The sequence below is a fragment of the Streptomyces sp. BK208 genome, assembly GCF_004364245.1.
GTDB lineage: Bacteria > Actinomycetota > Actinomycetes > Streptomycetales > Streptomycetaceae > Streptomyces.
This window is the reverse complement of the sequence record NZ_SOAV01000007.1, coordinates 351,136-376,839: the sequence shown is the minus strand read 5'-3', so window position 1 is coordinate 376,839 and position 25,704 is coordinate 351,136. Positions and strand designations below refer to the sequence as shown.

23 protein-coding genes, 1 pseudogene and 1 riboswitch are annotated in these 25,704 nt (G+C 72.3%); of the genes and pseudogenes, 6 read left to right on the top strand and 18 right to left on the bottom strand.

Features of this window, described 5'->3' with window-relative positions:
• Nucleotides 1-77: 77 nt before the first annotated feature.
• The 9 genes from EV562_RS20055 to EV562_RS20015 form a co-directional block, all read right to left on the bottom strand.
• Nucleotides 78-1,115 carry a hemolysin family protein gene (locus EV562_RS20055; protein WP_133888170.1) on the bottom strand — a complete coding sequence of 346 codons (1,038 nt, stop codon included), beginning with the start codon at nt 1,113-1,115 and terminating at the stop codon, nt 78-80.
• Nucleotides 1,112-2,443, bottom strand: a complete 1,332-nt coding sequence (locus EV562_RS20050) for a hemolysin family protein (protein WP_133888169.1) — start codon at nt 2,441-2,443, stop codon at nt 1,112-1,114. Before EV562_RS20050 ends, EV562_RS20055 begins: the two co-directional genes overlap by 4 nt.
• Before the next feature lie 202 nt (nt 2,444-2,645).
• Complete coding sequence (locus tag EV562_RS20045; protein ID WP_133888168.1) at nt 2,646-3,116, bottom strand: PH domain-containing protein; 471 nt, start codon at nt 3,114-3,116, stop codon at nt 2,646-2,648.
• A gap of 35 nt (nt 3,117-3,151) precedes the next feature.
• Nucleotides 3,152-4,009 (bottom strand): ATP phosphoribosyltransferase, encoded by an 858-nt coding sequence (hisG, locus tag EV562_RS20040; protein WP_133888167.1) that lies wholly within the window; start codon nt 4,007-4,009, stop codon nt 3,152-3,154.
• A 58-nt stretch (nt 4,010-4,067) separates the two neighbouring features.
• The gene (locus EV562_RS20035; RefSeq protein WP_030380826.1) at nt 4,068-4,340 is read right to left on the bottom strand and encodes a phosphoribosyl-ATP diphosphatase; all 273 of its coding nucleotides are present in this window, start codon (nt 4,338-4,340) and stop codon (nt 4,068-4,070) included.
• 33 nt (nt 4,341-4,373) lie between these two features.
• Nucleotides 4,374-4,859 (bottom strand): 6,7-dimethyl-8-ribityllumazine synthase, encoded by a 486-nt coding sequence (gene ribH / locus EV562_RS20030; RefSeq protein WP_133888166.1) that lies wholly within the window; start codon nt 4,857-4,859, stop codon nt 4,374-4,376.
• Between the two features lie 36 nt (nt 4,860-4,895).
• On the bottom strand, nt 4,896-6,185 hold the full coding sequence (locus EV562_RS20025) for a bifunctional 3,4-dihydroxy-2-butanone-4-phosphate synthase/GTP cyclohydrolase II (protein WP_133888165.1): 1,290 nt from the start codon (nt 6,183-6,185) through the stop codon (nt 4,896-4,898).
• The gene (locus EV562_RS20020) at nt 6,182-6,826 is read right to left on the bottom strand and encodes a nicotinamide mononucleotide transporter family protein (protein ID WP_133888164.1); all 645 of its coding nucleotides are present in this window, start codon (nt 6,824-6,826) and stop codon (nt 6,182-6,184) included. The genes EV562_RS20025 and EV562_RS20020 overlap by 4 nt, the downstream gene beginning before the upstream one ends.
• Nucleotides 6,823-7,425, bottom strand: coding sequence for a riboflavin synthase (locus EV562_RS20015; RefSeq protein ID WP_133888163.1), 603 nt, complete (start codon nt 7,423-7,425; stop codon nt 6,823-6,825). Before EV562_RS20015 ends, EV562_RS20020 begins: the two co-directional genes overlap by 4 nt.
• Nucleotides 7,426-7,580: 155 nt before the next feature.
• A riboswitch (FMN riboswitch) is annotated at nt 7,581-7,711 on the bottom strand.
• Nucleotides 7,712-7,927: 216 nt separating this feature from the next.
• On the opposite strand from EV562_RS20015, the gene EV562_RS20010 reads away from it, so the two are divergent.
• Nucleotides 7,928-10,297 (top strand): chitinase C-terminal domain-containing protein, encoded by a 2,370-nt coding sequence (locus tag EV562_RS20010; protein ID WP_133888162.1) that lies wholly within the window; start codon nt 7,928-7,930, stop codon nt 10,295-10,297.
• Nucleotides 10,298-10,396: 99 nt separating this feature from the next.
• A pseudogene (locus EV562_RS35625) lies at nt 10,397-10,543 on the top strand (nucleoside-diphosphate sugar epimerase); the annotation flags it as partial.
• Nucleotides 10,544-10,619: 76 nt separating this feature from the next.
• Here EV562_RS35625 and EV562_RS20000 read toward each other — a convergent pair.
• Nucleotides 10,620-11,819, bottom strand: coding sequence for an ROK family transcriptional regulator (locus EV562_RS20000; protein WP_133888161.1), 1,200 nt, complete (start codon nt 11,817-11,819; stop codon nt 10,620-10,622).
• Between the two features lie 130 nt (nt 11,820-11,949).
• Here EV562_RS20000 and EV562_RS19995 point away from each other — a divergent pair, with 130 nt between their 5' ends.
• The gene (locus tag EV562_RS19995) at nt 11,950-13,161 is read left to right on the top strand and encodes an MFS transporter (protein WP_133888160.1); all 1,212 of its coding nucleotides are present in this window, start codon (nt 11,950-11,952) and stop codon (nt 13,159-13,161) included.
• Here EV562_RS19995 and EV562_RS19990 read toward each other — a convergent pair.
• The gene (locus EV562_RS19990) at nt 13,121-13,579 is read right to left on the bottom strand and encodes a thioesterase family protein (protein WP_133888159.1); all 459 of its coding nucleotides are present in this window, start codon (nt 13,577-13,579) and stop codon (nt 13,121-13,123) included. The genes EV562_RS19995 and EV562_RS19990 overlap by 41 nt on opposite strands.
• A gap of 184 nt (nt 13,580-13,763) precedes the next feature.
• Here EV562_RS19990 and EV562_RS19985 point away from each other — a divergent pair, with 184 nt between their 5' ends.
• From EV562_RS19985 to EV562_RS19975, 3 genes are all read left to right on the top strand, one after another.
• Nucleotides 13,764-15,188: a solute carrier family 23 protein gene (locus EV562_RS19985; RefSeq protein ID WP_133888158.1), complete on the top strand. Its 1,425-nt coding sequence runs from the start codon at nt 13,764-13,766 to the stop codon at nt 15,186-15,188.
• A 124-nt stretch (nt 15,189-15,312) separates the two neighbouring features.
• Nucleotides 15,313-16,008, top strand: coding sequence for a DUF5995 family protein (locus EV562_RS19980; protein ID WP_133888157.1), 696 nt, complete (start codon nt 15,313-15,315; stop codon nt 16,006-16,008).
• 111 nt (nt 16,009-16,119) lie between these two features.
• Nucleotides 16,120-17,052: an LLM class F420-dependent oxidoreductase gene (locus EV562_RS19975; RefSeq protein WP_133888156.1), complete on the top strand. Its 933-nt coding sequence runs from the start codon at nt 16,120-16,122 to the stop codon at nt 17,050-17,052.
• Nucleotides 17,053-17,087: 35 nt separating this feature from the next.
• On the opposite strand, the gene EV562_RS19970 is transcribed toward EV562_RS19975, so the two are convergent.
• The 7 genes from EV562_RS19970 to EV562_RS19940 all read right to left on the bottom strand — a co-directional run bounded on the left by EV562_RS19970 (nt 17,088) and on the right by EV562_RS19940 (nt 25,605).
• Nucleotides 17,088-18,785 carry an NAD(P)/FAD-dependent oxidoreductase gene (locus EV562_RS19970; RefSeq protein WP_133888155.1) on the bottom strand — a complete coding sequence of 566 codons (1,698 nt, stop codon included), beginning with the start codon at nt 18,783-18,785 and terminating at the stop codon, nt 17,088-17,090.
• Nucleotides 18,786-18,832: 47 nt separating this feature from the next.
• Complete coding sequence (locus EV562_RS19965) at nt 18,833-19,621, bottom strand: carbon-nitrogen hydrolase family protein (protein WP_133888154.1); 789 nt, start codon at nt 19,619-19,621, stop codon at nt 18,833-18,835.
• A gap of 217 nt (nt 19,622-19,838) precedes the next feature.
• Nucleotides 19,839-21,089, bottom strand: coding sequence for an MFS transporter (locus tag EV562_RS19960; RefSeq protein WP_133888153.1), 1,251 nt, complete (start codon nt 21,087-21,089; stop codon nt 19,839-19,841).
• A 140-nt stretch (nt 21,090-21,229) separates the two neighbouring features.
• Nucleotides 21,230-21,682: an Lrp/AsnC family transcriptional regulator gene (locus tag EV562_RS19955; protein WP_133888152.1), complete on the bottom strand. Its 453-nt coding sequence runs from the start codon at nt 21,680-21,682 to the stop codon at nt 21,230-21,232.
• Between the two features lie 15 nt (nt 21,683-21,697).
• A complete protein-coding gene (locus tag EV562_RS19950) occupies nt 21,698-23,188 on the bottom strand; it encodes an amino acid permease (protein WP_133888151.1) in 1,491 nt (496 codons plus the stop codon).
• A 508-nt stretch (nt 23,189-23,696) separates the two neighbouring features.
• Nucleotides 23,697-24,092 (bottom strand): hypothetical protein, encoded by a 396-nt coding sequence (locus EV562_RS19945; protein WP_133888150.1) that lies wholly within the window; start codon nt 24,090-24,092, stop codon nt 23,697-23,699.
• A 70-nt stretch (nt 24,093-24,162) separates the two neighbouring features.
• The gene (locus tag EV562_RS19940; RefSeq protein WP_166661893.1) at nt 24,163-25,605 is read right to left on the bottom strand and encodes a GuaB1 family IMP dehydrogenase-related protein; all 1,443 of its coding nucleotides are present in this window, start codon (nt 25,603-25,605) and stop codon (nt 24,163-24,165) included.
• Between the last annotated feature and the right edge of the window lie 99 nt (nt 25,606-25,704).

The following is a 25,704-nucleotide window of genomic DNA, read 5'->3' as shown; positions in this document are numbered from 1 at the left end:
GGACGGCGGTGGGGGCGGGGCGGGGGCACGACCGCCCGCGGTGACGGCGGTGGTGGTGGGGGCACCACCGCTCGCGGCTACGTCGCCAACGTCACCTCTCGGTGGGCCGGATCGTTCACCTCGCCGACCAGGAGTTCCAGTACGTCCTCCAGGGCGACCAGACCCAGCACCTTGCCCGACGCGTCCGCGACCTGGGCCAGGTGGGTGGCCGCGCGGCGCATGACGGTGAGGGCGTCGTCCAGCGGGAGTTCGGGGCGGAGCGTGGTCATCGGGCGCCACAGGTGCTGGGGGACGGCGCGGTCGGACTCCTCTAGGTCGAGGACGTCCTTGACGTGCAGGTAGCCCATGAAGGCGCCCTGTTCCGCAGCGATCGGGAAGCGCGAGTATCCGGTGCGGGCGGTGAGCGCGACGATCTCCCCGGGGGTGACCGAGGGGCTGACCGTGACCAGGGACTCCCGGCCGAGCAGTACGTCCGTCACCGGGCGGGAGCCCAGTTCCAGGGCGTCCTCCAGGCGTTCCTGCTCCTCCGGGTCGAGCAGTCCGGCCTGGCCGGCGTCCTCCACCAGGCGGTTGAGCTGCTCGCTGGTGAAGACGGCCTCGACCTCGTCCTTGGGCTCGACCCGGAAGAGCCGCAGGATGCCCTGGGCGCAGGCGCCGAGCGCGACGGTGATCGGCCGGCACAGGCGGGCGAAGGCGACCAGTCCAGGACTGAGCCACAGCGCGGCCTTCTCGGGCGCGGCCATCGCGAGGTTCTTCGGGACCATCTCGCCGATGACCAGATGGCAGAAGACCACGGCGGCCAGTGCGATGACGTAGCCGAGCGGATGGATCATGCCGTGCGGCAGGTGGATCCACTCGAAGACCGGCTCCAGCAGGTGGGCGACGGTCGGTTCGGCGACCGCGCCGAGGGTCAGCGAGCAGACGGTGATGCCGAACTGGGCGGCGGCCATCATCTGCGGCAGCCGTTCCAGGCCGTACAGCACCTGTCGGGCGCGGGCGGTGCCGAGCGGTTCGATCTGGCTGCGGCGCACGGAGACGAGGGCGAACTCGGCGCCGACGAAGAAGCCGTTGGCCAGCACGAGCAGGGCGGCGAAGAGGAGTTGCAGCACACTCATCGGGCCGCCTCCAGGACGGAGACCGGCGCGGTGCGCACCAGTCGTATGCGTTCGGCGCGGTAGTGGCCGACCTGGCGGACCGAGAGCCGCCAGCCGGGCAGCTCCGCGCGGTCACCGACGGCCGGGATGCGGCCGAGCAGGTCGGCGACGAGGCCGGCCACGGTCTCGTACGGGCCCTCGGGCGCCTCCAGACCGATGCGGCGCAGGGCGTCGACGCGGCAGCTGCCGTCGACGTCCCAGGCGGGTCGGCCTTCGTCCGGCGGGGCGGGGGCGAGTTCGGGCGCGTCCAGGCCGTCGTGCTCGTCGCGGACCTCGCCGACGAGCTCCTCGACGATGTCCTCCAGGGTGACGACGCCGGCCGTACCGCCGTACTCGTCGACCACGACCGCGATGGGCTGCTCGCTGCGCAGGCGGGTGAGCAGCGGCCGCACGGGCAGGGTTTCGGGGACGAGCAGCGCGGGGCGGGCGATCCGGCCGGCGGGGGTGCGCAGCCGGTCGTGCACCGGGACCGCGAGGGCGTCCTTGAGGTGGACCATGCCCACGATCTCGTCGATCTTCTCGCGGTAGACGGGGAAGCGGGACAGGCCGGTGGCGCGGGTCAGGTTGACGACGTCCTCGGCGGTGGCCGAGGAGTGCAGCGCGCTGACCTTCACGCGGGGGGTCATGACGTGCTGCGCCGTCAGGTCGCCCAGCGACAGGGTCCGGACGAAGAGGTCGGCGGTGTCCTGCTCCAGGGCGCCGGCCCGGGCGGAGTGCCGGGCCAGGGAGACCAGTTCGCCCGGGGTGCGGGCGGAGGCCAGTTCCTCGGCGGGCTCGATGCCCAGCGCGCGGACCAGGCGGTTGGCCACGGTGTTGAGCGCGGAGATCACCGGGTGGAAGAGGCGGGCGAAGGCGTGCTGCGGGCCTGCGACGAAGCGCGCGACCTGGAGCGGCTTGGACACCGCCCAGTTCTTGGGCACCAGCTCGCCGATGACCATCTGCACCGCGGAGGCCAGCAGCATGCCGACGACGACCGAGACACCGGAGACCGCGCCGCCGGGGACGCCGGCCGCCGTGAACGGACCGTCGAGCAGCTGGGCGAGCGCCGGTTCGGCGAGCATGCCGACGACGAGGGAGGTGATGGTGATCCCGAGCTGGGTGCCGGAGAGCTGGAAGGACAGCTCCTTGAGGGACTCGACGACCCGCTGGGCGCGCCGGTCACCGGCCGCGGCGGCCTGTTCGGCGTCGGGCCTCTCGACGGTCACCAGGCCGAACTCGGCCGCGACGAAGAAGCCGTTGGCGAGGATGAGCAGGAGCGCGGCTGCCAGGAGCAGCAGGGGGGTGGTCATGTTGCCGCCGCCTGTGGGGTGTCACAGCAGGGGGCGGCGCAAGTACTGCAGGACGATCCGTCCATCGCCGGAGGGGGTCACTCCTCGGGTAGCAGGAACCCCGCGCACCGGGCGGAGCGACGGGGCGAGGACGCGACGGCCGCGTCCGCGTTCCCAGATTAATCAGGAAAAGGGTGCCCGCGGCAGGGTCGGCGCTAGCGCGTCAGTCACGCGGGGCCTCGGGGCGGGCACCGGAGCGGGCCTCCACGAGGTCGCGCAGGGCACGTGCGTCGGCGAGGGCGCGCTGCTTGGCGATGCCCGGCTGGATGCCGAGCGCGGGCAGGCTGGTGCCGTCGCTGAGGTCGAGGAAGACCCAGGGGTCGCCCTGGCGGAGGTTGACCCGGAGGATCTCCGGCCAGTCGAGGTGACGCCTGGCGGTCAGGTTGACCACCGTGACGCCCGACTCGTCGGCGACGACGCGGGGCCGGGCCAGCAGGAGCAGGACGCCGGCCAGGACGAGGGCGGTCAGCACGAAGCTGAGCCGCTCCCCGGGTCCGAGGCCGCGCAGCAGCATCCCGAGCGCCGTGACGGTCACGAAGGTGACGGCCGCGAGGACGATCAGGACGGCACGGGTGCGGCCCGGGCGGAAGGTGACGGGCAGGGCCGGCAGGTCGTCCGGCGTGGTGTCGGGCATGGTGGGGCTCCGGTCGTGCTCCGGTCCGGCGGACGTCAGAGCCGGCAGGCGTGGATGGCCGTGGTCAGGATGGCCCGGGCACCGATCTCGTACAGGTCGTCCATGATCCGCTGGGCCTCCTTGGCGGGGACCATCGCGCGGACGGCGACCCAGCCCTCGTTGTGCAGCGGGGACACGGTCGGGGACTCCAGGCCGGGGGTGAGCGCGACGGCCTTCTCCAGCTGCTCCACCCGGCAGTCGTAGTCCATCATCACGTAGGTGCGGGCCACCAGGACGCCCTGGAGGCGGCGCAGGAACTGCTGGACCTTGGGCTCGGTGGTGTCGTCGGGCTCCGCGTCCGAGCGGCGGATCACGATGGCCTCGGACTGCATGATGGGCTCGCCGAAGACCTCCAGGCCCGCGTTGCGCAGGGAGGTGCCGGTCTCGACGACGTCCGCGATGACCTCGGCGACGCCCAGCTCGATGGCGGTCTCGACGGCGCCGTCCAGGTGGACGACGGAGGCGTCCACGCCCCGGTCGGCCAGGTGGGCGGCGACGATGCCCTCGTAGGAGGTGGCGACGGTGCGGCCCTTGAGGTCGTCGATGCCGTCCGCGGTGCCCGGCTTGCCGGCGAAGCGGAAGGTGGAGCGGGCGAAGCCGAGCGGGAGGATCTCCTCGGCGCGGGCGCCGGAGTCGACCAGCAGGTCGCGGCCGGTGATGCCGATGTCGAGCTTGCCGGAGGAGACGTAGATCGCGATGTCCCGGGGGCGGAGGTAGAAGAACTCGACCTCGTTGACCGGGTCGACGATCCGCAGTTCCTTGGACTCGCGGCGCTGCTGGTAGCCGGCCTCATGCAGCATCTCCCCCGCGGGGCCTGACAGGGAACCCTTGTTGGGGACGGCGATGCGCAGCATGAGGTCGGCTTCCTTTGCGTAAGGGGTGGGAACGGGGTGCGGTGCGGTGACCGGTGACTTACAGGTGGGCGTAGACGTCGTCCAGGGAGATGCCGCGGGCGACCATCATGACCTGGACGTGGTACAGCAGCTGGGAGATCTCCTCGGCGGCGGCGTCCTTGCCCTCGTGCTCGGCGGCCATCCAGACCTCCGCGGCCTCCTCGACGACCTTCTTGCCGATGGCGTGGACGCCCTTGTCGACCAGTTCGGCGGTGCGGGAGGTGGCGGGGTCGCCGTGGGCTGCCTTGTGCTGGAGCTCGGTGAACAGCTCCTCGAACGTCTTCTTGGACATGATGGCCCCCACTTTACGCGTGTGCCGGACGGCCTAGCGCCACGGTTCGGATACTGAGCGGAGCGTGGCCGCCGTGGCGACGGCCGCGGTCACCGCCTCGTGCCCCTTGTCCTCGCGGGAGCCCTCGATGCCCGCCCGGTCCAGGGCCTGCTCCTCGGTGTCGCAGGTGAGGACGCCGAAGCCGACGGGGACGCCGGTCTCGACGGAGACCTGGACGAGGCCCTGGGTCACGCCCTGGCACACGTAGTCGAAGTGGGGGGTGCCGCCGCGGATGACGACGCCGAGGGCGACGATCGCGTCGTAGCCGCGGCCCGCGAGGACCTTGGCGACCACCGGGAGCTCGAAGCTGCCGGGAACCCTGAGCAGGGTCGGCTCGTCGATCCCCAGTTCGTGCAGAGCGCGCAGGGCGCCGTCCACCAGTCCGTCCATCACCTTGTCGTGCCACAGTGACGCGATCACGGCGACCCTGAGGTCCCCGACGTTGCGTACGGACAGTTCCGGTGCACCCTTGCCGCTCACGTGTCTCCTCGTATCGCTTTGCTTACTGCTTACTGCTTACTGGTTGCCGCAGGTGGACACGGGGGTCGTGTCCAGCCAGGGCAGGTCGTGTCCCATCCGGTCCCGCTTGGTGCGCAGGTAGCGGAGGTTGTGCTCGCCGGCCTGGACGGGCATGGGCTCGCGGCCGGTGACCTCGATGCCGTGCCGTTCGAGGGCCTCGCTCTTGTCCGGGTTGTTCGTCATCAGGCGGACGGAGCGCACGCCGAGGTCCGCGAGGACCTGGGCACCCGCGCCGTAGTCGCGGGCGTCGGCGGGCAGGCCGAGTTCCAGGTTGGCGTCGAGGGTGTCGCGGCCGCGCTCCTGGAGTTCGTAGGCGCGCAGCTTGGACATCAGGCCGATGCCCCGTCCCTCGTGGCCGCGCAGGTAGACGACCACGCCCCGGCCCTCGGCCTGGATGCGGTCCAGGGAGGCGTCGAGCTGGGGACCGCAGTCGCAGCGCTGGGAGCCGAAGACGTCGCCGGTGAGGCACTCGGAGTGGACGCGGACCAGGATGTCCCGTCCGTCGCCGAGGTCGCCGTGCACGAGGGCGATGTGCTCGACGCCGTCGACGGTGGAGCGGTAGCCGTACGCCGTGAACTCGCCGTGCCGGGTGGGCAGGCGGACCTCGGCCTCGCGGCGGACGGTGGGCTCCTCGCTGCGCCGGTAGGCGATCAGGTCCTCGATGGAGATGATCGTCAGACCGTGCTTGCGGGCGAACGGGATCAGCTCGGGCAGCCGCAGCATGCGCCCGTCTTCGCCGGCGATCTCCACGATGGCGCCGGCCGGACGCAGTCCGGCGAGGCGGGCGAGGTCGACGGCGGCCTCGGTGTGGCCGTTGCGGACGAGCACGCCGCCGGGGCGGGCGCGCAGCGGGAAGATGTGGCCGGGCCGGACCAGGTCGGTGGGCTCGGCGGTGCCGCCCGCGAGGAGCCGGAGGGTGGTGGCGCGGTCGGAGGCGGAGATGCCGGTGCTGACGCCGTGCGCGGCGGTGGCGTCCACGGAGACGGTGAAGGCGGTCTTCATCGACTCCGTGTTGTCGTCGACCATCTGCGGGAGCCGGAGCCGGTCCAGTTCCGCGCCCTCCATGGGGGCGCAGATCAGCCCGCGGCACTCGCTCATCATGAAGGCGACGATCTCCTCGGTCGCCTTCTCGGCGGCGATGACGAGGTCCCCCTCGTTCTCGCGGTTCTCGTCGTCGACGACCACGACCGGACGGCCGGCCGCGATGTCGGCGACGGCGCGCTCGACGGGGTCGAGGACCAGGTCCTCGGGGCCGTCGGGGCTGTAGAGGATGGGTGCCGTGCTCATGCGGGCGCTCCTTCCGGGAGGGGGCGGGCCGCGTTGCGCGAGCGCAGCCACCAGTCGCGCAGGCCCCACAGGACGAGCGCGCCGTAGAGGACGTAGACGAAGCCGGAGAAGGCGAAGCCGTTGGCGAAGTTCAGCGGGACGCCGACGAGGTCGACCAGCAGCCAGGCGAACCAGAACTCGACCATGCCGCGGGCCTGGGCGTACATGGCGACGACGGTGCCGACGAAGATGTACGCGTCCGGCCAGGGGTCCCAGGAGAGGGTGGGGTAGGCGGTGAACAGGGCGCCGACCACGAGGGTGCCGACGGCGGCGGCGGCGGCCAGCGCGCCGCGTTCGCGCCAGGTGGCGAACCGTACGGCGACGGAGCCGTCCTGCGTCCGCTGCCGGCCGCGGTTCCACTGCCAGAAGCCCCAGGCGGCGACGACCATGACGACGATCTGCTTGCCGGCGCTGCCGGAGAGGTGGGCCGTGGCGAAGGCCGCGAAGAGGACGAGCCCGGAGACGAACTGCACGGGCCAGGTCCAGATCGAGCGCCGCCAGCCGAGCGCGAGGCCGAGCAGGCCGATCACGTTGCCGATCATGTCCGACCACTTGATGTGCTGGTCGAAGAGCGTGAACGCCTCGGAGTTGAGCCAGTTCACCGGGTGCCCCCCTGCGTGCCGAGCAGCCGCTCGACGTACTTGGCGATGATGTCGACCTCGAGGTTGACCGGGTCGCCGCTCTGCTTGATGCCGAGCGTGGTCAGGGCGAGGGTGGTGGGGATGAGGCTGACGGTGAAGAAGTCGGGGCCCGCGTCGACGACGGTGAGGCTGATGCCGTCGACGGTGATGGAGCCCTTCTCCACGACATAGCGGGCGAGACCGGCGGGCAGGGAGATCTTCACGATCTCCCAGTGCTCGGAGGGCGTGCGCTCCAGGATCTCGCCGGTGCCGTCGACGTGTCCCTGCACGATGTGGCCGCCGAGCCGGGCGCCGACGGCGGTGGGGCGCTCCAGGTTGACGCGGGAGCCGACGGCGAGGACGCCGAGGCTGGAGCGGTTCAGGGTCTCGGCCATCACGTCGGCGGTGAACTCGTCGCCCTCGTGGTCGACGACCGTGAGGCAGACGCCGTTGACGGCGATGGAGTCCCCGTGCCGGGCCCCTTCGGTGACGGCGGGGCCTCGCAGGCGGAAGCGACAGGCGTCGTCGAGGGTCTCGACGGCGGTGATCTCGCCCAGCTCTTCGACGATTCCGGTGAACACTTCCCGGGTCCTCCTGCCTCTTCGGGCACGGACTCCGGGGCTGTCGACGAACGACAGAAGGGACGAGCGGGAACACCGGGAACGACGACGCCGGACGGGGCCCGCCCGTGACGGACGCGCCCCAGAGATCGGCGGCGCGCACGTGTGCTCGCCCGCCGCGCACTGCCTCCCATCCGGACTTTAACCGTCGGTCCAGGAATTTCACCTGGTCAACCGGTCGCTGGAGGCGACCGGGTCGCGGACTGTAACCGCCGGTTCGGACTTTCACCGACCCCGGAGTGCGCTGCTTCTGGTACAGGGCCAGTCTGCCACGACTGATCCCCCTCCATACGGACAGTGCGTGTGGGGTGGCTCACAGGACACCCGGATCCCGGCGGCCGGGGCGCGCCACGGCGACCCAACTGCACGGCCGCGCCGACGCCTTGAGATTGGTCCATACCTATTGACTCACTGGTCTAGTCCTCTCTAGGGTCTGCGCAACTTCCGTGGAGAGGAACCGACTGTGCCTTCCCCGTCACGCTCCAGATCCCGCCACAGAGCGGGTCCGGCCCTGTTCGCGGCGGTCGCCGCCGTGGCCGGCCTGCTGCTCGCCGGTCTTCCGGCCACCGCGTCGCAAGCCGCCGACCAGGAGTCCTGTCGACCCGACGGGCTCTACCGGACCCCCGGCACGGACGTCCCCTACTGCTCGGTCTACGACTCGGCGGGCCGGGAGAAGATGGGCGCCGACCATCCGCGCCGGGTGATCGGCTACTTCACCGGCTGGCGTACGGGCAAGGACGGCACGCCGGCCTACCTCGCCTCGGACATCCCGTGGGACAAGATCACCCACATCAACTACGCCTTCGCGCACGTCGACGGCGGCAACCGGCTCTCCGTGGGCTCGGACGGCGAGAAGAACGCGGCGACCGGCATGACCTGGCCCGGGGTCGCGGGCGCCGAGATGGACCCGGGCCTCCCCTACAAGGGTCACTTCAACCTGCTCAACAAGTTCAAGAAGCAGCACCCGGACGTCAAGACGATGATCTCGGTGGGCGGCTGGGCCGAGACGGGCGGCTACTTCGCGGACGACGGCTCACGCGTGGACTCGGGCGGCTTCTACTCGATGGCCACCAAGGCCGACGGCTCGGTCAACCAGACCGGCATCGACACCTTCGCGGACTCGGCGGTCGACTTCGTCCGCAAGTACGGCTTCAACGGCGTCGACATCGACTACGAGTACCCGACCACGATGAAGGACGCGGGCAACCCGCTCGACTGGTCCTTCGCGAACGGCCGCCGGGCCGGACTGGTCAAGGGCTACGCGGCGCTGATGAAGACGCTGCGCGAGAAGCTCGACCGCGCGGGCGCCGCCGACGGCAGGCACTACCTCCTCTCCGTGGCCGCGCCGTCCTCCGGTTACCTGCTGCGCGGCATGGAGACCTTCCAGGTCCAGAAGTACCTGGACTACGTCAACATCATGTCGTACGACCTGCACGGCGCCTGGAACGAGTACGTCGGCCCGAACGCCTCGCTCTTCGACGACGGCAGGGACGCCGAGCTGGCCGCCGCGGGCGTCTACGGCAGCGCCCAGTACGGCGGCGTCGGCTACCTCAACACCGACTGGGCCTACCACTACTTCCGCGGCTCCATGCCGGCCGGCCGCATCAACATCGGCCTGCCGTACTACACGCGCGGCCACAAGAACGTCCAGGGCGGGACCGACGGACTGTGGGGCAAGGCGTCCGCCTCCTCCTGCCCGGCGGGCTCCGGCCTGGCCAAGTGCGGTGACGGCGCCGTCGGCATCGACAACCTCTGGCACGACCTCGACACCGGCGGCAAGGAGTCCCCGGCGGGCTCCAACCCGATGTGGCACGCCAAGAACCTGGAGAAGGGCATCGTCGGCGACTACGTCACCGACTACGGCTTCCCGGCGGACACGAAGCTGACGGGCACGTACGCCCGCAAGTACGACGCGACGCTGGTCGCGCCCTGGCTGTGGAACGCCGAGAAGAAGGTCTTCCTCTCCACGGAGGACGAGCAGTCGGTCGGGACCAAGGCCGACTACGTGGTGGACCGCGGCATCGGCGGTGCGATGATCTGGGAACTCGCCGGCGACTACGGCTGGAACGCCGCCAAGGGCCAGTACGAGGCGGGCGACACCCTCACCTCGCTGATGTACGACACGTTCAAGTCGGCCGCGCCGTACGGCGCGCGGAAATCCAACGCGGACCTGCCGGCGGAGGCCGTGGACGTGGGCGTGGAGTTCACGGACTTCAAGCTGGGCGACTCCAACTACCCGATCACGCCCAAGCTGCGGATCACGAACAACACCGGGTCCACGCTGCCGGGCGGCACGGAGTTCCAGTTCGACTACGGGACCTCGGCCCCGGGGAACGCCTCCGACCAGTCCGGTTTCGGCACCAAGGTGATCAGCAGCGGTCACACGGGCGGCAACGCGGGCGGTCTGAAGGGCGACTTCCACCGGGTGTCGCTGAAGCTTCCGGCCTGGCAGTCGCTGGCGCCGGGCGCGACCGTCGACCTGGCGTTCAACTACTACCTGCCGGTGTCGACCCCGTCGAACTGGACGGTGACGATCGGCGGCAAGCAGTACGCCCTGGCCGGCGACCTCGGCCGGGGTACGACCGTGGTGACCCCGGGGACGCAGACGCCGACCCCGACGCCCACGGGCACCGGGTCCCCTGAGCCCGGACCCAGTCCGACGGGTGGCACCGGGCAGTGCGCCGCCCCGGCCTGGGACGCGGCCGCCTCGTACGGCGGTGGCAGCACCGTGTCCCACCAGGGGCACACGTGGAAGTCCAAGTGGTGGACGAAGGGCGAGAAGCCCGGGACCACCGGTGAATGGGGTGTCTGGCAGGACCTCGGCGCCTGCTGACCCCACCCGAACGGGCCCGGCGGCGGTGACGAAGGCCCTTGCCCGCCGCCGGGTCTCCCCACTCGCTCACCCGCACGCCGTCACATGCCGCGGGTTCCGGGCGGTCCCGCCGGGCGGACACCCGGCCCGGGTGGTCCCGGGGTGCGCGGCTTCGCTTCGCCGGCCCGCGCCCGTCCGAGCGCGACGGGACGCCGGCGGGCCGTGGTGAACATGCCGCTCGCGGGGAAGGCCCACCGCGCGTTCCGTGAGGCGACGACGGAGCGCCGCCCGGTGCTGACGGCGCCGGCCGCCCCCTGCGTGAGCCTCCCGCCGGCTCGGCGGGTCATCGCTCCGGCGGGCCGAAGAGATCGTCCTGGGCGCGGTCGCGGGCGGTGAGCAGGGCGCCGCGCAGGACCGCGCCGCCGCCCAGGGTGCTGGGCCGTACCTCCGTGGCCAGCGGGGACATCCGGGTGAGACGGCGCTGGACGCGGTCGGCGAGGGCGTCGGTACCGGCCCGGCCGATCTCGCCGGCGAGGACCAGGCAGCCCGGGTCCAGGACGGAGACGACGGCGGCGGCGCCGAGGACGACGCGGTCGGCGAGCGCGTCGAGGAAGCGCTCGGCGGCCGGGTCCGCCCCGGTGGACGAGCGCCGCACCGCCTCGCGGACCAGCGCGGCGGCGTGCGGCTCGGGACCGGTGGGCCGTGCCGTCACCCCGTGCTCCGCGGCGAGCGCGGTCACCGCCGCCGCGCCCGCCACGGAGTGGAAGCCGCCGTCGCAGTCGGTCGCGGAGGGCAGGCCCGCGGTACCCGGCACCGGCATGAAGCCGATCTCGCCCGCGCCTCCGGAGACCCCCCGGCGCAGGGTGCCGTCCAGGACGACGGCGGCGCCGATGCCGAGCCCTAGCCACAGCAGGACGAAGGTGTCCCGGTCCCGGGCGGCTCCGTCACGCTGCTCGGCGAGGGCGGCGAGGTTGGTCTCGTTCTCCACGCCCACGCGCGCCTCGGGGAACTTCTCCTGGAGGGCGGCCATCAGGCGCCGGTGCCACTCGGGCAGGCCCATGGAGTCGCGCAGTTCGCCGCCCGCCGGGTCGATCAGGCCGGGGGCACCGATGCCGACGGTGTGCAGCCGGTCGGCGCCCGCCTCCTTCGCCGCCCGCTCGACCAGGCTCACCGCCTGCTCCACGGCGGGACCGGTGCCGGTGTGGTCGTCGATCGGTCCGGACGCCTCGGCCAGCACCCGGCCGAGCAGGTCGGAGACGAGGACGGCGACCCCTTCGGTGCGCACGTCGAGGGCGGCGAGGTAGGCGCGCTCGGCGACGATGCCGTACAGCTTGGCGTTGGGCCCGCGGCGCTGCTCGCCGGACTCCCCCGCCACCTCGATCAGCCCGGAGACGGTGAGGCGTTCGACGAGGTCGGCGACGGTGGGCCGGGACAGGCCGGTCAGCTGCTTCAACTGGCCTGCCGTCAACGGGCCCTCCTGCTGCAGCAGATGGAGGGCGAGCCGGTCGTTGATGGCCCGGGCGGTGCTCGGGGATGCGGGCATGCCGGGATCCTTCCAGATCGGTGGCGTGGAGGCGCACGCCGGTAATCCACTATCTATCAGGCAGGCTCCCTGATAGTTTACGCCCCGCGCTGCCACACTGCCGCGCGCCGGAGACACGGAGGGGTGGACCATGAGCACAGGGCTGTACGGGCGAGGCGAGGTGAAGCGCGCCCGGTACGCGGTGGCGGCCGTGTTCGCCGTGCACGGCGCCGTCACCGGCTCCTTCGCGACCCGGGTGCCGTGGATCCAGGACCACGCCGGGGTGAGCGCGGGCCAGTTGGGGCTGGCGCTGGCCTTCCCGGCGCTCGGCGCCTCCCTCGCCATGCCGCTGGCCGGGAGCGTCAGCCACCGCTTCGGCGCCCGGGCCGCCCTGCGCGGTCTGCTGGCCCTGTGGACGCTGGCGCTGGTGCTGCCCTCCCTCGCGCCGAACCTGCTCACCCTGTGCCTCGCGCTGTTCGTCTACGGCGCCTCGGCGGGCATGTCGGACGTGGCCATGAACGCGCTCGGCGTCGAGATCGAGAACCGGCTCGACAAGTCGATCATGTCCGGGCTGCACGGCATGTGGAGCACCGGCGCACTGATCGGTTCGGCGGCCGGTACGCTCGCGGCCCATCTGGGCGCGGACGCCCGGACGCACCACCTCCTGGCGGCCGCGGTGCTGACCGTGACGGGCCTGGTCGCCTGCGCCTGGGTCCTGGACCTCCAGCCCGCCGAGGACGAGGACCCGCCGCCGCGCTTCGCCCTGCCGCCCAGGTCGGCGCTGCTCATCGGCGCGGTCGGCTTCTGCGCGGTGTTCGCGGAGGGTGCCAGCCTGGACTGGTCGGCGGTCTACCTGCGCGACGAGCTGGAGACCTCCGCCGGTCTCGCGGCGGCGTGCACGACGGGCTTCACGCTCACGATGGCGGTGGCCCGGCTCGCCGGTGACAAGGTGGTGGACCGGTTCGGCGCGGTGCGGACCGTCCGGGTGAGCGGTGTGCTGGCCACCCTGGGCGGGCTGCTCGTCGTGGTCGGCGGCCACCCGGCGGTGGCGATGACCGGCTTCGCGCTGATGGGTCTCGGCATCGCCGTGGTCGTGCCGCTGTGCTTCGCCGCCGCCGGCCGGGCCGGCTCCAACCCGAGCCTGGCCATCGCGGGCGTTGCCACCATCACGTACACCTCGGGGCTGGTCGCGCCGAGCGCGATCGGCGGCCTGGCCCAGGCGACCAGCCTGGTGGTGTCGTTCGGTCTGGTGACCGTGCTGGCCTGCTGCCTGGTGGCGTTCGCGCGGGTGCTGCGGTCCGGGGACCGCAACCGGCCGACGATCAGTCCGTCGGCCGCAGAAGTGCCCGACCGGCAGTCCTGAACGCCTCGCTCCACGGCGCCGGGCGCAGCGTCCCGGAGTCCAGCCGGACCAGCACGCGGGTGCCGTGGGCGTAGGTGGTGGCGCCGTCCGCCGAGCAGAAGCGGAAGCCGTAGGTCAGTCCGGTGGTGCCCAGCCGGTCCAGCCACAGGTGGACGGCGTACCCTCCGGGCCTGGTGACCGGCGCCTCGTAGCTGATCGTCAGTTCCCTGACCGCGTTGCAGGCGTCGCCGGCCGCCGCCCAGTCGCCCTCGAAGCGGACGCCGTGCCCGGCCCACAGCTCGGTCCAGGCCCGCTCGACCATGACGGGGTAGCGCGCGTTGTGCAGCAGCCCGAGCGCGTCGAGGTCGTCGAAGTGGACGGTGACGGGGACGAGCCGCCCGTAGGACAGGGCGGGTGCGGTGGGGGCTTCGGCGGTCACTGGCGGGACTCCTGGTGGTGCTCGGCGGTGCTCACGTACAGCGGTTCCCCTTCATCCTAAGCGGACGCTCACCGGGAACCCGGGGGAAGGTGCTGGTCAGCGGGGGCGCGGGACGTGAGCACGCCGGGTTACCCCTGACAATGGTCCGGACAGACCTCACGTACAGAGAAAGCGAAACCTCACCATGGACCTCGGCGTGCGCTGGAAGCTGCACGGGGACGGAAAGGTACCCGCCCCCGGAGCGGTGGTACGCCCCGACGAACGGCTCTCGTGGCCCCGCACGGCCGGGCTCGGCGCCCAGCACGTGGTGGCCATGTTCGGGGCGTCCTTCGTGGCCCCGGTCCTGATGGGCCTCGACCCCAACCTCGCGATCATGATGTCGGGCGTGGCGACCGTCATCTTCCTGCTCGCCACCCGCGGCCGGGTGCCCAGCTACCTGGGCTGCTCGCTCTCCTTCGTCGGTGTCGCCGCCGTGATCCGGGCGCAGGGCGGCACCAGCGCCACGGTGACCGGCGCGGTCCTGGTGGTCGGCGTCGCGCTGTTCCTGGTGGGGCTCGCCGTGCAGCGGTTCGGGGCGCGGATCATCCACGCGGCCATGCCGCCGGTCGTCACCGGCGCGGTGGTCATGCTGATCGGCTTCAACCTGGCCCCGGTCACCGCGTCCACCTACTGGCCCCAGGACCAGTGGACGGCGCTGCTGGTGATGCTGTTCACCGGTCTGGCCGTGGTGTGCCTGCGCGGCTTCTGGTCCCGGATCGCGATCTTCCTGGGGCTGGTCTTCGGGTACGTCCTGTCCTGGGCCCTCGACCGGCTCTTCGGCCAGATCCACTCGGTGGACGGCAGCGGCAAGCTCACCGACCACTGGCGGCTGGACTTCTCCGCCGTGGGGCAGGCCGACTGGATCGGGCTGCCGACCTTCCACGGACCGAGCTTCGAGTGGTCGGCGATCCTGGTCGCCCTGCCGGTCGTCATCGCCCTGATCGCCGAGAACGCCGGGCACGTCAAGGCGGTCGGCGAGATGACCGGCGACAACCTCGACGACCGGCTCGGCACCGCCATCTCGGCCGACGGCATCGGCTCCGTGCTCTCCACCGCGGTCGGCGGCCCGCCCAACACCACCTACTCCGAGAACATCGGCGTGATGGCCGCCACCCGGGTCTACTCGACGGCCGCGTACTGGGCGGCGGCGGGCTTCGCCCTGCTCTTCGGCCTCTGTCCGAAGTTCGGCGCGGTCGTGGCCGCGATCCCGGGCGGCGTGCTCGGCGGCATCACCGTCATCCTCTACGGCATGATCGGGCTGCTCGGCGCGCAGATCTGGATCAACGCCGAGGTGGACATGCGCAACCCGCTGAACCTGGTCCCGGCCGCCGCGGGCATCATCATCGGCGTCGGCAACGTCAGCATGGAGTTCACCGACACCTTCTCGCTGAGCGGCATCGCGCTCGGCACCCTGGTCGTCATCACCGGCTACCACGCGCTGCGCGCCTTCGCCCCGGCCCACCTCAAGACGCAGCAGCCGCTGCTCGACGAGGGCACGTCGTCGTACGACGCGAAGAACGCGAGCGGCGACGACGGTGACGGCGGCGGGACTCAGCGCGCCGGGTCGTAGGCGTACGAGGGGGGTGAACGCGTTCGCGGCGCCCTCCCCGCGCGCGGCGGGCGTGTTCCCCCGTTCTGGGGAAGCCCCGGGCCCGCCGGCGCTCCGGTCACCGGAAAGCTGCGACGCTGCCGCCATGGCGCACTGCGAGCAAGTCCCGACGGCCGCCGTGACGGTGGACAGCGTCCTGTCCCGGATGCGCGCCCTCGACACGGCGCTGCCGGCCCGCGACGGCCTGGCGGTCTTCAACCGCGTCTACCTGGCCGTCACGGAGGCCGTGGACCGGCACATCGACGGCGGCCGGTTCGCGGACGCGGGAGCGGCGAGCGCGCTGGACGCGCGGTTCGCGGAGCGCTATCTGGCCGCCGTGGACGCGGCGGAGGAGGACCGCCGTCCGCCCGCATGCTGGCGCCCGCTGTTCCAGTTCCGCCGCCACCCCGGGGTACGGCCACTGCAGTTCGCGCTGGCGGGCATCAACGCGCACATCGGCCACGACCTCGCGCTGGCCGTGGTGGACACCTGTCGTGCGCTCGGCTGCGAACCGCGCGACCTGGAGGACGAGTTCGACCGCGTGGGCGATCTCCTCGTCTCGCTGGAGGAGCGCATCCGCGACGAGCTGATGCCGGGTCCCGACCTCCTCCAGATCGCCGACCCGCTGACCCATCTGCTCGGCTCCTGGAGTCTGGAGCGCGCCCGCGAGGCCACCTGGGCGGCGGCCCGCGCACTGTGGGCACTGCGCCGGCTGCCGGACGTCGCCGGGGAGTTCACCGAACGGCTGGACGCGGCCGTGGGCTTCGCGGGCCGCATGCTGCTCACCCCGCTGCCGGACTGATCCGGCCGGTTCCCGCCGGGTGTGCCCCGCGACGCCCCGGCGATCGCTGTACGTTGAAACCGGTTGGACCCATGGGCAACATCGCACCCCGACTGCGAAGGAGCACCCGGCATGACGACCCGGCTCGGACTCGGCCTCCCCCAGATGCGGCAGTACGACCTCGGCAAGGACGTCCCCGACGTGGCCCGCGCGGCGGAACGGACGGGCTACGACAGCGTGTGGGTGTTCGAGCGCGCCCTGTTCCCCGAACCCGCCACCCAGGGCCTGTACGGCATCGAGGGTCTGCCCTGGCCGGACACGTACCGGAACGTGGCCGAGCCGCTGGTCACCCTCGCCCTCGCCGCCGCGGCCACCGAGCGGGTCCGGCTGGGGACCAGCGTCCTGGTCGCCCCGCTGCACGTGCCCTTCCAGCTGGCCAAGTCCCTGGCCTCGCTGGACGCGGCGAGCGGCGGCCGGGTGGTGGCGGGCTTCGGCACCGGCTGGTCGCACGACGAGTACGCGGCGGCGTCCGTGCGGCCGTTCGCCGAACGCGGCGCCGCCCTGGACGAGCTGATCGGGGTGTGCCGCGCGGTGTGGGGTCCCGACCCGGTGGTGTACGACGGCGAGGTCACGAAGATCGCGTCCGCCGTGGTCGGTCCCAAACCGGCCCGGCCGATCCCGATCCTGCTTGCGGCGGGCGACAGCGGCCGGGCCCGGCGTCGCCTGGTCGACCACGCGGACGGCTGGCTGCCGAACGGTGTCGGCGCCGGGACCGTCGCCGAGCAGTGGCGGCAGCTGCGGGAGCTGGCCGCCGAGCGCGGCCGCACGGAACCGATCCGGACGGTGCTGCGGGTCAACGCCCGGTACAGCGCGTCGAACCACGAGGGCTCCGACCGGCGGCCCTTCCAGGGCGGCGTCGACCAGATCGTCGAGGACCTGGCCGCGCACGCCGAGATCGGCCTGGACGAGATCCTGGTCGACGTGCAGAGCGGCACGCGCGACGCCGAGGAACTCAAGGACGTCGCCGCCCGGGTGTACGAGAAGGCGAGGGCGGCCGGGATCTAGGCCCGCGGCCGGGCCCCCTGCTCCTCCCGGACTCCCTAGTCCTCCGGGAGTTCCACCGGCGCGATCTGCTCGTACAGGTCGCCGGGGCCGGGGTTGGTGGCGTCGGTCTCGCCGCCGAAGTGGTGCATGACGCCCCAGACCGCGTTCAGCGCGGTCTGGACGGCGCCCTCGGCCCAGCCGGCCGTCCAGGAGATGTCGTCGCCTGCCAGGAAGATGCCCCGCTTGTCCTCGGGCAGTTCCTCCTGCATGAAGTGCGTGAACAGGCGCCGCTGGTAGCGGTAGTGACCGGGCAGGTTGGCCTTGAACGCGCCCATGAAGTAGGGCTCGTTCTCCCAGGAGACCGTCACCGGGTTGCCGATGACGTGCTTCCTGATGTCGACCTTCGGGTAGATCTCGCCGAGCGACTTCAGCATGACCTCCATCCGCTCGTTCGCGGACAGCGGCAGCCACTTCAGGCTGTCGTCGCACCAGGTGTAGGAGAGGCAGATGACGGCGGGCCGGTCGGGCCCGTCGTCGAGCAGGTACGTGCCGCGCGTCATCCGGTCGGTGAGCGTCATCGACATGACGTCCCGCCCCGTTTCCTCGTCCTTGTCCAGCCAGAACGGCCGGTCCACCGGGACGAAGAGCTTGGAGGACTCCATGTAGTGGGTCCGCTCGATCGCGGTCCAGTGGTCGATGGGGAAGAGCGAGTCGTCGCAGGCGATCTTCGAGAGCAGCATCCAGGACTGGGCGGTGAAGATCGCCGCCCGGTAGGTGCGGATGTCGCCGTCGGCGTCGGTCACCGTGATGCGGTTGCCGGCGGTGCGGTTCAGCCGGGTCACGGCCGGGCGGGGTGCGCCGTCCGGGTGCAGGGAGCTGAGCGAGGTGCCGTACGGCCAGTGGACGATCTTCTCCGGTTCGCGCTCCCAGAGCCGGAGCGGCAGCTGCTGGGAACCGCCGACGATGCCGCGGTGGTGGTCGTCGGCCTCGGTGTAGACGACGCGGAGGATCTCCAGGATGGAGTTGGGGAAGTCGGTGTCCCAGCCGCCGGTGCCGAAGCCGACCTGGCCGAAGATCTCGCGGTGCCGGAAGGACTTGAAGGCCTCGGAGTCGCACAGGAAGCCGTAGAAGGTCTGGTTGTCGAGCTTCTCGACCAGCTCGGCCCAGATCTCCCGGATGCGCGGGACGTCGCGCTCGCGCAGGGCGCGGTTCATGTCGGAGAAGTCGGCGCCCTCTTCGAGGCACCTGGCCCAGGCCTCGGCCACGTCCCGGTAGACCTGCGGCAGGTCGTCGAGGGTCTCGGCGTAGTGCGACTCGCCCTTGAGGTCGACGACGGTCGACGGCGTCGCCTCGGCCAGCGGGTTGGGGAAGGCCCGGGTCTCGAGGCCCACCAGGTCGATGTAGTGCTGGAGGGCGGTGGAGGACGGCGGGAAGCGCATCGCGCCCATCTCGGCGGTCAGCGACGGGTCGCAGCCGTCGAACCCGACGGTGCGCAGGCGGCCGCCGATCCGGTCGGCCTCGTAGACGACGGGCTTGAGACCCATCTTCATCAGCTCGTAGGCCGCCACGATGCCGGACAGGCCGCCGCCGACGACGGCGACCTCGGTGCCGTGTTCGGTGGCCGGTATCTGGCCGAGTCCGGCCGGGTGGGCGAGGAAGTCGTCGTACGCGTACGGGAAGTCCGGCCCGAACATGGTGATCGGCGGCTGCTGCTCGTCTGCGTGCTCGATCGCGTTGGGCACGGTGGACGTCATGGGGTACGGACTCCTTGCGCGGGTGGTACGGGGGTGGCGGTGGGTGTTCAGACGAGGGACCCGTAGAGACCGGGACGGCGGTCCTTCAGGTACGGGTTGGCCTCGCGGGACGCGGCGAGGAAGGCCGGGTCGGCGTCGGCGAGGACCAGTTCCTCGGCGCGCCCCGCCCTGCCGCGGGCGACGCCGTCGGGTCCGGCGAGGCAGGAGAGGCCGACGAACTCGAACTCGCCCTCCGGGCCGACGCGGTTGACGTACGCGACGTACATCTGGTTCTCGAAGGCCCGCACCGGGACGACGGACTCGGCGACGAACTGGAACGGGTGCATCTGCGCGGTCGGGACGAGCAGCAGGTCGGTGCCGGCGAGGGCGTGGGCGCGCACGTTCTCCGGGAACTCGACGTCGTAGCAGATCATCAGGCCGACGGTGAGGCCGTTCAGCCCGGCCTGCGTGACGGGCCGGCCGCCCGGGGTGAAGTGGTCGCGCTCGAAGCAGCCGAAGAGGTGCGTCTTGCGGTGGTTGGCCAGGCGGGTGCCGTCGGCGGAGATCAGCTGGACGCTGTTGAAGACGTGCTCGCCGTCCCGCTCCGGGTAGCCGTAGGCGACGGCGAGACCGTGGCGTCCGGCGATCTCCGCGACGGCGTCGGCCGCGTCGCCGTCGGCGGGCTCGGCGAGGACGGCGACGTCGTCGCCGATGGCGTAGCCCGTCAGGAACAGCTCGGAGGTGACGAGCAGCGCGGCGCCCGCGGCGGCGGCGCGGCCCGCGGCCTCGTCGAGGACCTCGAGGTTCTCGGCGGTGGAGCCGGGGCGGCCGGAGCTCTGGAGCAGGGCGGTGCGCATGCGGTGTTCCTCGCCGGTGGGAGGGGGGTCGGGGGGCCAGATAGACGGTACGGTCGGCGGACTCGGCCGGACAAGACGGACCTGTTGCGCGCCGGTGAGCGGATCGTTGCGTCCGCCCGGCACCCGGCGGCTGTTCGTTGCGCGCCTCGCGGACGGCGAGCCGCTCTCCCTGCGCCACCGGTCCGCGTCCCCCGGCACCGCCGTGTGGCGCCGGGGATCAGGATGCGGTCCGGCGGCGTCTCCGCCGGGCCGCCACGGCCGGGGCCGCGGTCCGGGCCGCGCCCGTCAGCAGCAGCGCCGTCAGCAGGTACGGCACCGCGGACAGCGCGAAGGCGGTGCCGTGGCCCCACGCCGTGGCCGCCGTGGCGTAGGCGGCGTAGGTGGCGAGGTTGCCCAGCTCGCTGCCCAGGCCCGCGACCGAGGTGAGGGTGGCCCGCCCGGAGTCGTCGATGCGCTGCTGGAGGCGGGCGTCGGCCAGCACGGTCGCCAGCTGGAAGCCGCCGAAGGCGAGCGCGACCAGGACCAGGGCGACCGGTGTGCCGGCCAGCCCGCCCACGGCCAGGGCGAGCGCGGAACCGGTGAGCAGCGCGGCGAAGCCGTTGCCGGTCAGGCGTTCCGCGGGACCGGCCAGCAGACTGCCTGCCGTGGCGCCGGCCCAGATCATCAGCAGCAGCCAGGGCACGGTCTCGGATGCCACGCCCGTGTCGCGGGCCAGCAGCGGCGTGTACTCGTCCAGCGCGCCCCACACCGCGGTCACGGCCGGCACGAGGAGCAGTGCGCCGCGCACGGAGCGGTCGGCGCGGGCCTCGGCGAGTCCCGCGCGCAGGGTCGCGGACCAGCGCTCGCCGCCGCCGGACGGTGTGCGGTGCTCGGGGAACCGGGTCGCCACCACCGCCCCGGCCAGACAGGCCAGCACGCTCGCCGCGCCCACCGCGTCGTAGCCGCCCCAGGCGAACACCGGGCCGGCCAGGCCCATGGCGGACATGGTCGCGGCGATGCCGATGGCCCGGGCCCGGCCCATGACGCGGGCGTACCGGTCGGCCGCGCCGGCCCGTTCCAGCTCGTCGTAGACAAGGGCCTCCAGGGCGCCCGAGCCGAGCGCGCCGCCGGCGCCCCACAGCACGAAGCCGAGCGCGAAGGCGCCGTAGGAGGGCACGAGCACCCACAGGGCGAAGCCGGCGGCGGTGAGCAGCGGGCCGAGGATCAGCAGCAGCCGCCGGGACACGGCGTCGGCCCAGGCGCCGGAGGGCACCTCGAGCAGCACGCCGGTCAGCGACCACAGGGCGAACAGCGAGGTCGTCTGCCAGACGGACAGACCGGTGTCGCTGAACAGCAGCGCGTACACCGGGTAGAGGAGGACGAACTCGTCGCAGAACGCGGAGGCGTACAGCGTGCGCACGAGGCGGCGGGCACCGGCGGGCGGGTGGGCACGCTCGGACGTGGGCGAGGGCGGAGGCGTGACGGACATGAGGCCTTCCCGAGGGGGCGGAATCGGACACCGGATGTACGGCGTCCGGGGCGGCCCTCGGGAGGAGGCGCTACGGGAGGATCAATGTCGCCAGGTCATGGCATCGATGCTAGACGGCACGCGGGGCGCCCGCCATCGGTTTACGCGGGTGAGCCCGACGAGAAGCGCCGCAGCAGCGGCGAGAGCACCAGCACGGACTTGGTCCGCTCCACGAACGGCTCTCCGGCGATGCGCTCCAGGACCCGCTCGAAGTGCCGCATGTCGGAGGCGAAGACCTGGGCGACCGCGTCCGCGTCGCCGGTGACGGTGGACGCGGCCACGACCTCCTGGTAGCGCTCCAGGCCCCGCTGGATGGTCTCCGGCGAGGTGTTGCGGCGGCAGAAGATCTCGACGAACCCCTCGGTCTCCCAGCCGAGCGCGGCGGGGTCGACCCGTACGGTGAAGCCGGTGATGGCCCCGGTGGCGCGCAGCCGGTCCACGCGCCGTTTCACGGCGGGCGCGGACAGGCCGACCGACTGCCCGATGTCCGCGTAGGAGCGGCGGGCGTCCTCGGCGAGGGCGTGCACGATGCGTTCGTCGAGATCGTTCAGCACTGCGGGTCGTTCACTTCACTTCTGGTGCGTCCGGACCTCGGACGGGTCCGGCGTGGCGAGTCGGGAGCGGCGGTGGCCGTACAGGAAGTAGAACACGAGGCCGCCGCCCATCCAGACACCGAAGACCACCCAGGTGACGGTGGACAGGCTGCCCATCATCCAGACGCAGAGGCCGAAGCCGAGGGCGGGCAGCACCGGGGACAGCGGCACCCGGAAGGTGCGGCGCATGTCGGGACGGGTCCGGCGCAGCACCACGACGGCGATGTTGACCAGGGCGAAGGCGAAGAGGGTGCCGATGCTGGTGGCGTCGGCGAGCTGCCCGAGCGGGATCGCGGCGGCGAGGACGCCGCAGAACAGCGAGACGATCAGCGTGTTGGCGCGGGGCGCGCCGGTCTTCGGGTGGACCTTGGAGAACACCTTGGGCACCAGTCCGTCGCGGGACATCGCGAACAGGACCCGGGTCTGCCCGTAGAGGACGGTCAGGACGACGCTGGCGATGGCCACGACGGCGCAGAAGGCCAGCAGGGTGCCCCAGAAGCTCTGGCCGGTGACGTCGCTCATGATCTGGGCGAGGGAGGCTTCGGAGTCGGTGAAGGTCCGCCAGGGCCGGGCACCGACGGCGACGGCCGCGACGAGGACGTACAGCACGGTCACGATGACCAGGGACAGCATGATCGCGCGCGGGAGGTCGCGCTGGGCGTTCTTCGCCTCCTCGCCCGCTGTGGAGGCCGCGTCGAAACCGATGTAGGAGAAGAACAGCGTCGCGCCGGCCGCGCTGACCCCGGCCATGCCGAGCGGCATGAAGTGCTCGTAGTTGCCGGAGCGGAAGCCCTGGACGCCGATCGCGCAGAACAGCACCAGCGCCGCGATCTTGACGACGACCATGATCGTGTTGGCGCGGGCGGACTCGCGTGCGCCGCCGAGCAGGAAGGTCATCGCCAGCAGGACCACGATCAGCGCGGGCAGGTTGAAGATGCCGCCGTCGCCGGGCGGTGCCGACAGGGCCGCGGGGAGGGTCACGCCGATGGTGCCGTCGAGCAGCTCGTTCAGGTACTCGCCCCAGCCGACGGCGACGGCGGCCACGGAGACGCCGTACTCCAGGACGAGGCACCAGCCGCAGATCCAGGCGACCAGCTCGCCCATGGTGGCGTAGGCGTACGAGTACGAGGACCCGGCGACCGGAATGGTGCCGGCCAGCTCGGCGTAGGACAGGGCCGAGAAGAGCGCGGTGAGGCCGGCGATGACGAAGGAGAGCGTGACGGCGGGTCCGGCCTTGGGAACGGCCTCGCCGAGGACGACGAAGATGCCGGTGCCCAGGGTGGCGCCGATGCTGATCATGGTGAGCTGCCAGAGGCCGAGGGTGCGGCGGAGGCTGCCTCCCTCGCCCTGGCCGCCCTCGGCGACCAGGCGTTCCACGGGCTTACGGCGCATGAGGCGCGTGGCCAGGCCCGGGGACGGTGGGGTGGCCGATGCGTCGTGGTGCGGGGGTGCGCCTTGGTCGAGCACGCGTTGACTCCTTTGTCGCTGCCGGGGGCGCCGCCCGGGGTGAACGGGCGGGTTCTCGGCGGGCCTGGGAGCGGCGGGGACCGGCGGGCGCGCTCGTGCAGAACGGGAACCCACCGAGCGGGGTCCCCGCCACGCCACGTACAGCGCAGAACACTACGAGCGGGGAGGTGCCTCGGTAATGCAGCAACCTTGCGCGTGTGAGCACGATCGTTGCGTTCGACGGGACGGCGCGGGTGTTCGTTGCGCGAGGGGCGCACGGCGTTGCGCGGGCGCCCGTGGACGACGGATCGGACCTGGTCAGCGCCGGTACGACGACCGGGGCCGATGCCCTGTACGCCCTGCACGGTTACCCCGTCGGTAGGAGGGGGCGGGGCGGCGGCTGTGCCGCAGCCGGCTGCCGGTGATCCGGCGAAGCCGGCCCGCAGGCGGGGGGGTTCACGGAACGCCTATCCGCAGACACTCGTCCGGCGGCCACCGGTCCCGCACGTGCCCGTCCGGCGGACGCCGGTCAGTGGTCGTCCGGTTCGCCTGCCGTGGCGCGTGCCTCGGCCGCGTCGGCGGGGTCGAAGCCGATCTGGCCGGGCCGGCCGCGGGCTGCTTCCTGGGCGTCGATCCAGCGCATGTGCGCCTCCCAGGCGGCCTGTTTGCTGGTGCCGAGGGCGGCCCCGATCTGCGACCAGGAGGCGCCGGCCTCGCGGGCGGCGCGGACGGTCAGCTGACGCCCCTGGGCGGCCTTGCGGGCGACCACCTCGCTCAGTGCGAGCGATTCGAGGAGCTGGGGACGGTCCAGGGCCTCGTCGTCGCTGCCGAACCCGGCGAGGGACTCCCGGGAGCGCAGTTCGTCGAGACGGGCCACGGCGGTCAGCAGGGTGTGCTCCGGCTCGATGCTCTGTGGAGTCGTCATGGCCCCAGCGTCCCGTCAGGCGTGCTTGACGTCAAGCATGCCTGACGGGGTGTGCCGGCCCCGGCGGGGATCAGCTCCAGCTGGCGTGCAGCGGCTTGCCCTCGGCGTAACCGGCGGCGCTCTGGACGCCGACGATGGCCTTCTCGGCGAACTCCTCCAGGGAGCCCGCACCGGCGTAGGTGCAGGACGAGCGGACGCCCGCGATGATCGAGTCGATCAGGTCCTCGACGCCGGGGCGGGCCGGGTCGAGGAACATCCGGGAGGTGGAGATGCCCTCCTCGAACAGCGCCTTGCGGGCCCGGTCGTACGCCGACTCCTCCGAGGTGCGGTTGCGCACGGCGCGCGCGGAGGCCATGCCGAAGGACTCCTTGTAGGCACGGCCGTTCGCGTCGTGCTGGAGGTCGCCCGGGGACTCGTAGGTCCCGGCGAACCAGGAGCCGACCATCACGTTGGACGCCCCGGCCGCCAGCGCCATCGCCACGTCACGCGGGTGGCGGACACCGCCGTCGGCCCAGACGTGCTTGCCGTACTTCTTCGCCTCGGCGGCGCACTCCAGGACGGCGGAGAACTGCGGCCGGCCCACGCCGGTCATCATGCGCGTGGTGCACATGGCGCCGGGGCCCACACCGACCTTGACGATGTCGGCGCCCGCCTCGATCAGGTCCCGCACGCCCTCGGCGGAGACGATGTTGCCGGCGACGATCGGGATCCGCGGGTCCAGCGCGCGCACGACCCTGACCGCGCTGATCATCGACTCCTGGTGGCCGTGCGCGGTGTCGATGACAAGGGTGTCCACGCCCGCGTCGAGCAGCTGCTTGGCCTTGCCTGCCACGTCGCCGTTGATGCCGACGGCGGCGGCGACACGGAGCCTGCCGTTCGCGTCGACCGCCGGGGTGTACAGCGTGGCGCGCAGGGCGCCCTTGCGGGTGAGGATGCCGGCGAGGCGGCCGTCCTTGTCCACGGCGGGCGCGTAGCGGCGGTTGGCGGCGTCGAGGGTGTTGAAGGCCTCGCGCGGGTCCAGGTCCGCGTCGATGAGGATCAGGTCCTTGGACATGACCTCCTCGAGCTGGGTGAAGCGGTCCACGCCGGTCAGGTCGGTGTCGGTGACCACGCCGACCGGCTTGTGATCCCCGTCCACGACGACGCCCGCGTTGTGGGCGCGCTTGGGCAGCAGGGCCAGCGCGTCGGCGACCGTCTGGTGCGGGGCCAGCACGATCGGGGTGTCCAGCACGTGGTGGCGGCTCTTCACCCAGGAGACGACGTCGGTGACGACCTCGATCGGGATGTCCTGCGGGATGACCACGAGGCCGCCGCGCCGGGCCACCGTCTCGGCCATCCGGCGGCCCGCGATGGCGGTCATGTTGGCGACGACCAGCGGGATCGTGGTGCCGGTGCCGTCCGGGGAGGCGAGGTCCACGCCCTGCCGGGAGCCCACGGCGGAGCGGCTCGGCACCATGAACACGTCGTCATACGTCAGGTCGTACGAGGGCTGGATGTCATTCAGGAAACGCACGTGCTGCACATCCCAGTCGATCAGAGGTGGCCCCCGGACAGGTCAGCCAGGGGGAAAGAGCACGTACTTCATTGTCCCATGAGGGATGGCCGATAATCC

Bases quoted from the DNA above. Each gene is read 5' to 3' on its own strand.
- EV562_RS19980 (WP_133888157.1), top strand. From the start codon at position 15,313: ATGGCGCACTGCGAGCAAGTCCCGACGGCCGCCGTGACGGTGGACAGC.
- hisG (WP_133888167.1), bottom strand. From the start codon at position 4,009: ATGCTGCGCATCGCCGTCCCCAACAAGGGTTCCCTGTCAGGCCCCGCG.
- EV562_RS19995 (WP_133888160.1), top strand. From the start codon at position 11,950: ATGAGCACAGGGCTGTACGGGCGAGGCGAGGTGAAGCGCGCCCGGTAC.
- EV562_RS19945 (WP_133888150.1), bottom strand. From the start codon at position 24,092: ATGACGACTCCACAGAGCATCGAGCCGGAGCACACCCTGCTGACCGCC.
- EV562_RS19975 (WP_133888156.1), top strand. From the start codon at position 16,120: ATGACGACCCGGCTCGGACTCGGCCTCCCCCAGATGCGGCAGTACGAC.
- EV562_RS20045 (WP_133888168.1), bottom strand. From the start codon at position 3,116: ATGCCCGACACCACGCCGGACGACCTGCCGGCCCTGCCCGTCACCTTC.
- EV562_RS20025 (WP_133888165.1), bottom strand. From the start codon at position 6,185: ATGAGCACGGCACCCATCCTCTACAGCCCCGACGGCCCCGAGGACCTG.
- EV562_RS19960 (WP_133888153.1), bottom strand. From the start codon at position 21,089: ATGTCCGTCACGCCTCCGCCCTCGCCCACGTCCGAGCGTGCCCACCCG.
- EV562_RS20000 (WP_133888161.1), bottom strand. From the start codon at position 11,819: ATGCCCGCATCCCCGAGCACCGCCCGGGCCATCAACGACCGGCTCGCC.
- EV562_RS20050 (WP_133888169.1), bottom strand. From the start codon at position 2,443: ATGACCACCCCCCTGCTGCTCCTGGCAGCCGCGCTCCTGCTCATCCTC.
- EV562_RS20035 (WP_030380826.1), bottom strand. From the start codon at position 4,340: ATGTCCAAGAAGACGTTCGAGGAGCTGTTCACCGAGCTCCAGCACAAG.
- EV562_RS20055 (WP_133888170.1), bottom strand. From the start codon at position 1,115: ATGAGTGTGCTGCAACTCCTCTTCGCCGCCCTGCTCGTGCTGGCCAAC.
- EV562_RS19970 (WP_133888155.1), bottom strand. From the start codon at position 18,785: ATGACGTCCACCGTGCCCAACGCGATCGAGCACGCAGACGAGCAGCAG.
- EV562_RS19965 (WP_133888154.1), bottom strand. From the start codon at position 19,621: ATGCGCACCGCCCTGCTCCAGAGCTCCGGCCGCCCCGGCTCCACCGCC.
- EV562_RS19985 (WP_133888158.1), top strand. From the start codon at position 13,764: ATGGACCTCGGCGTGCGCTGGAAGCTGCACGGGGACGGAAAGGTACCC.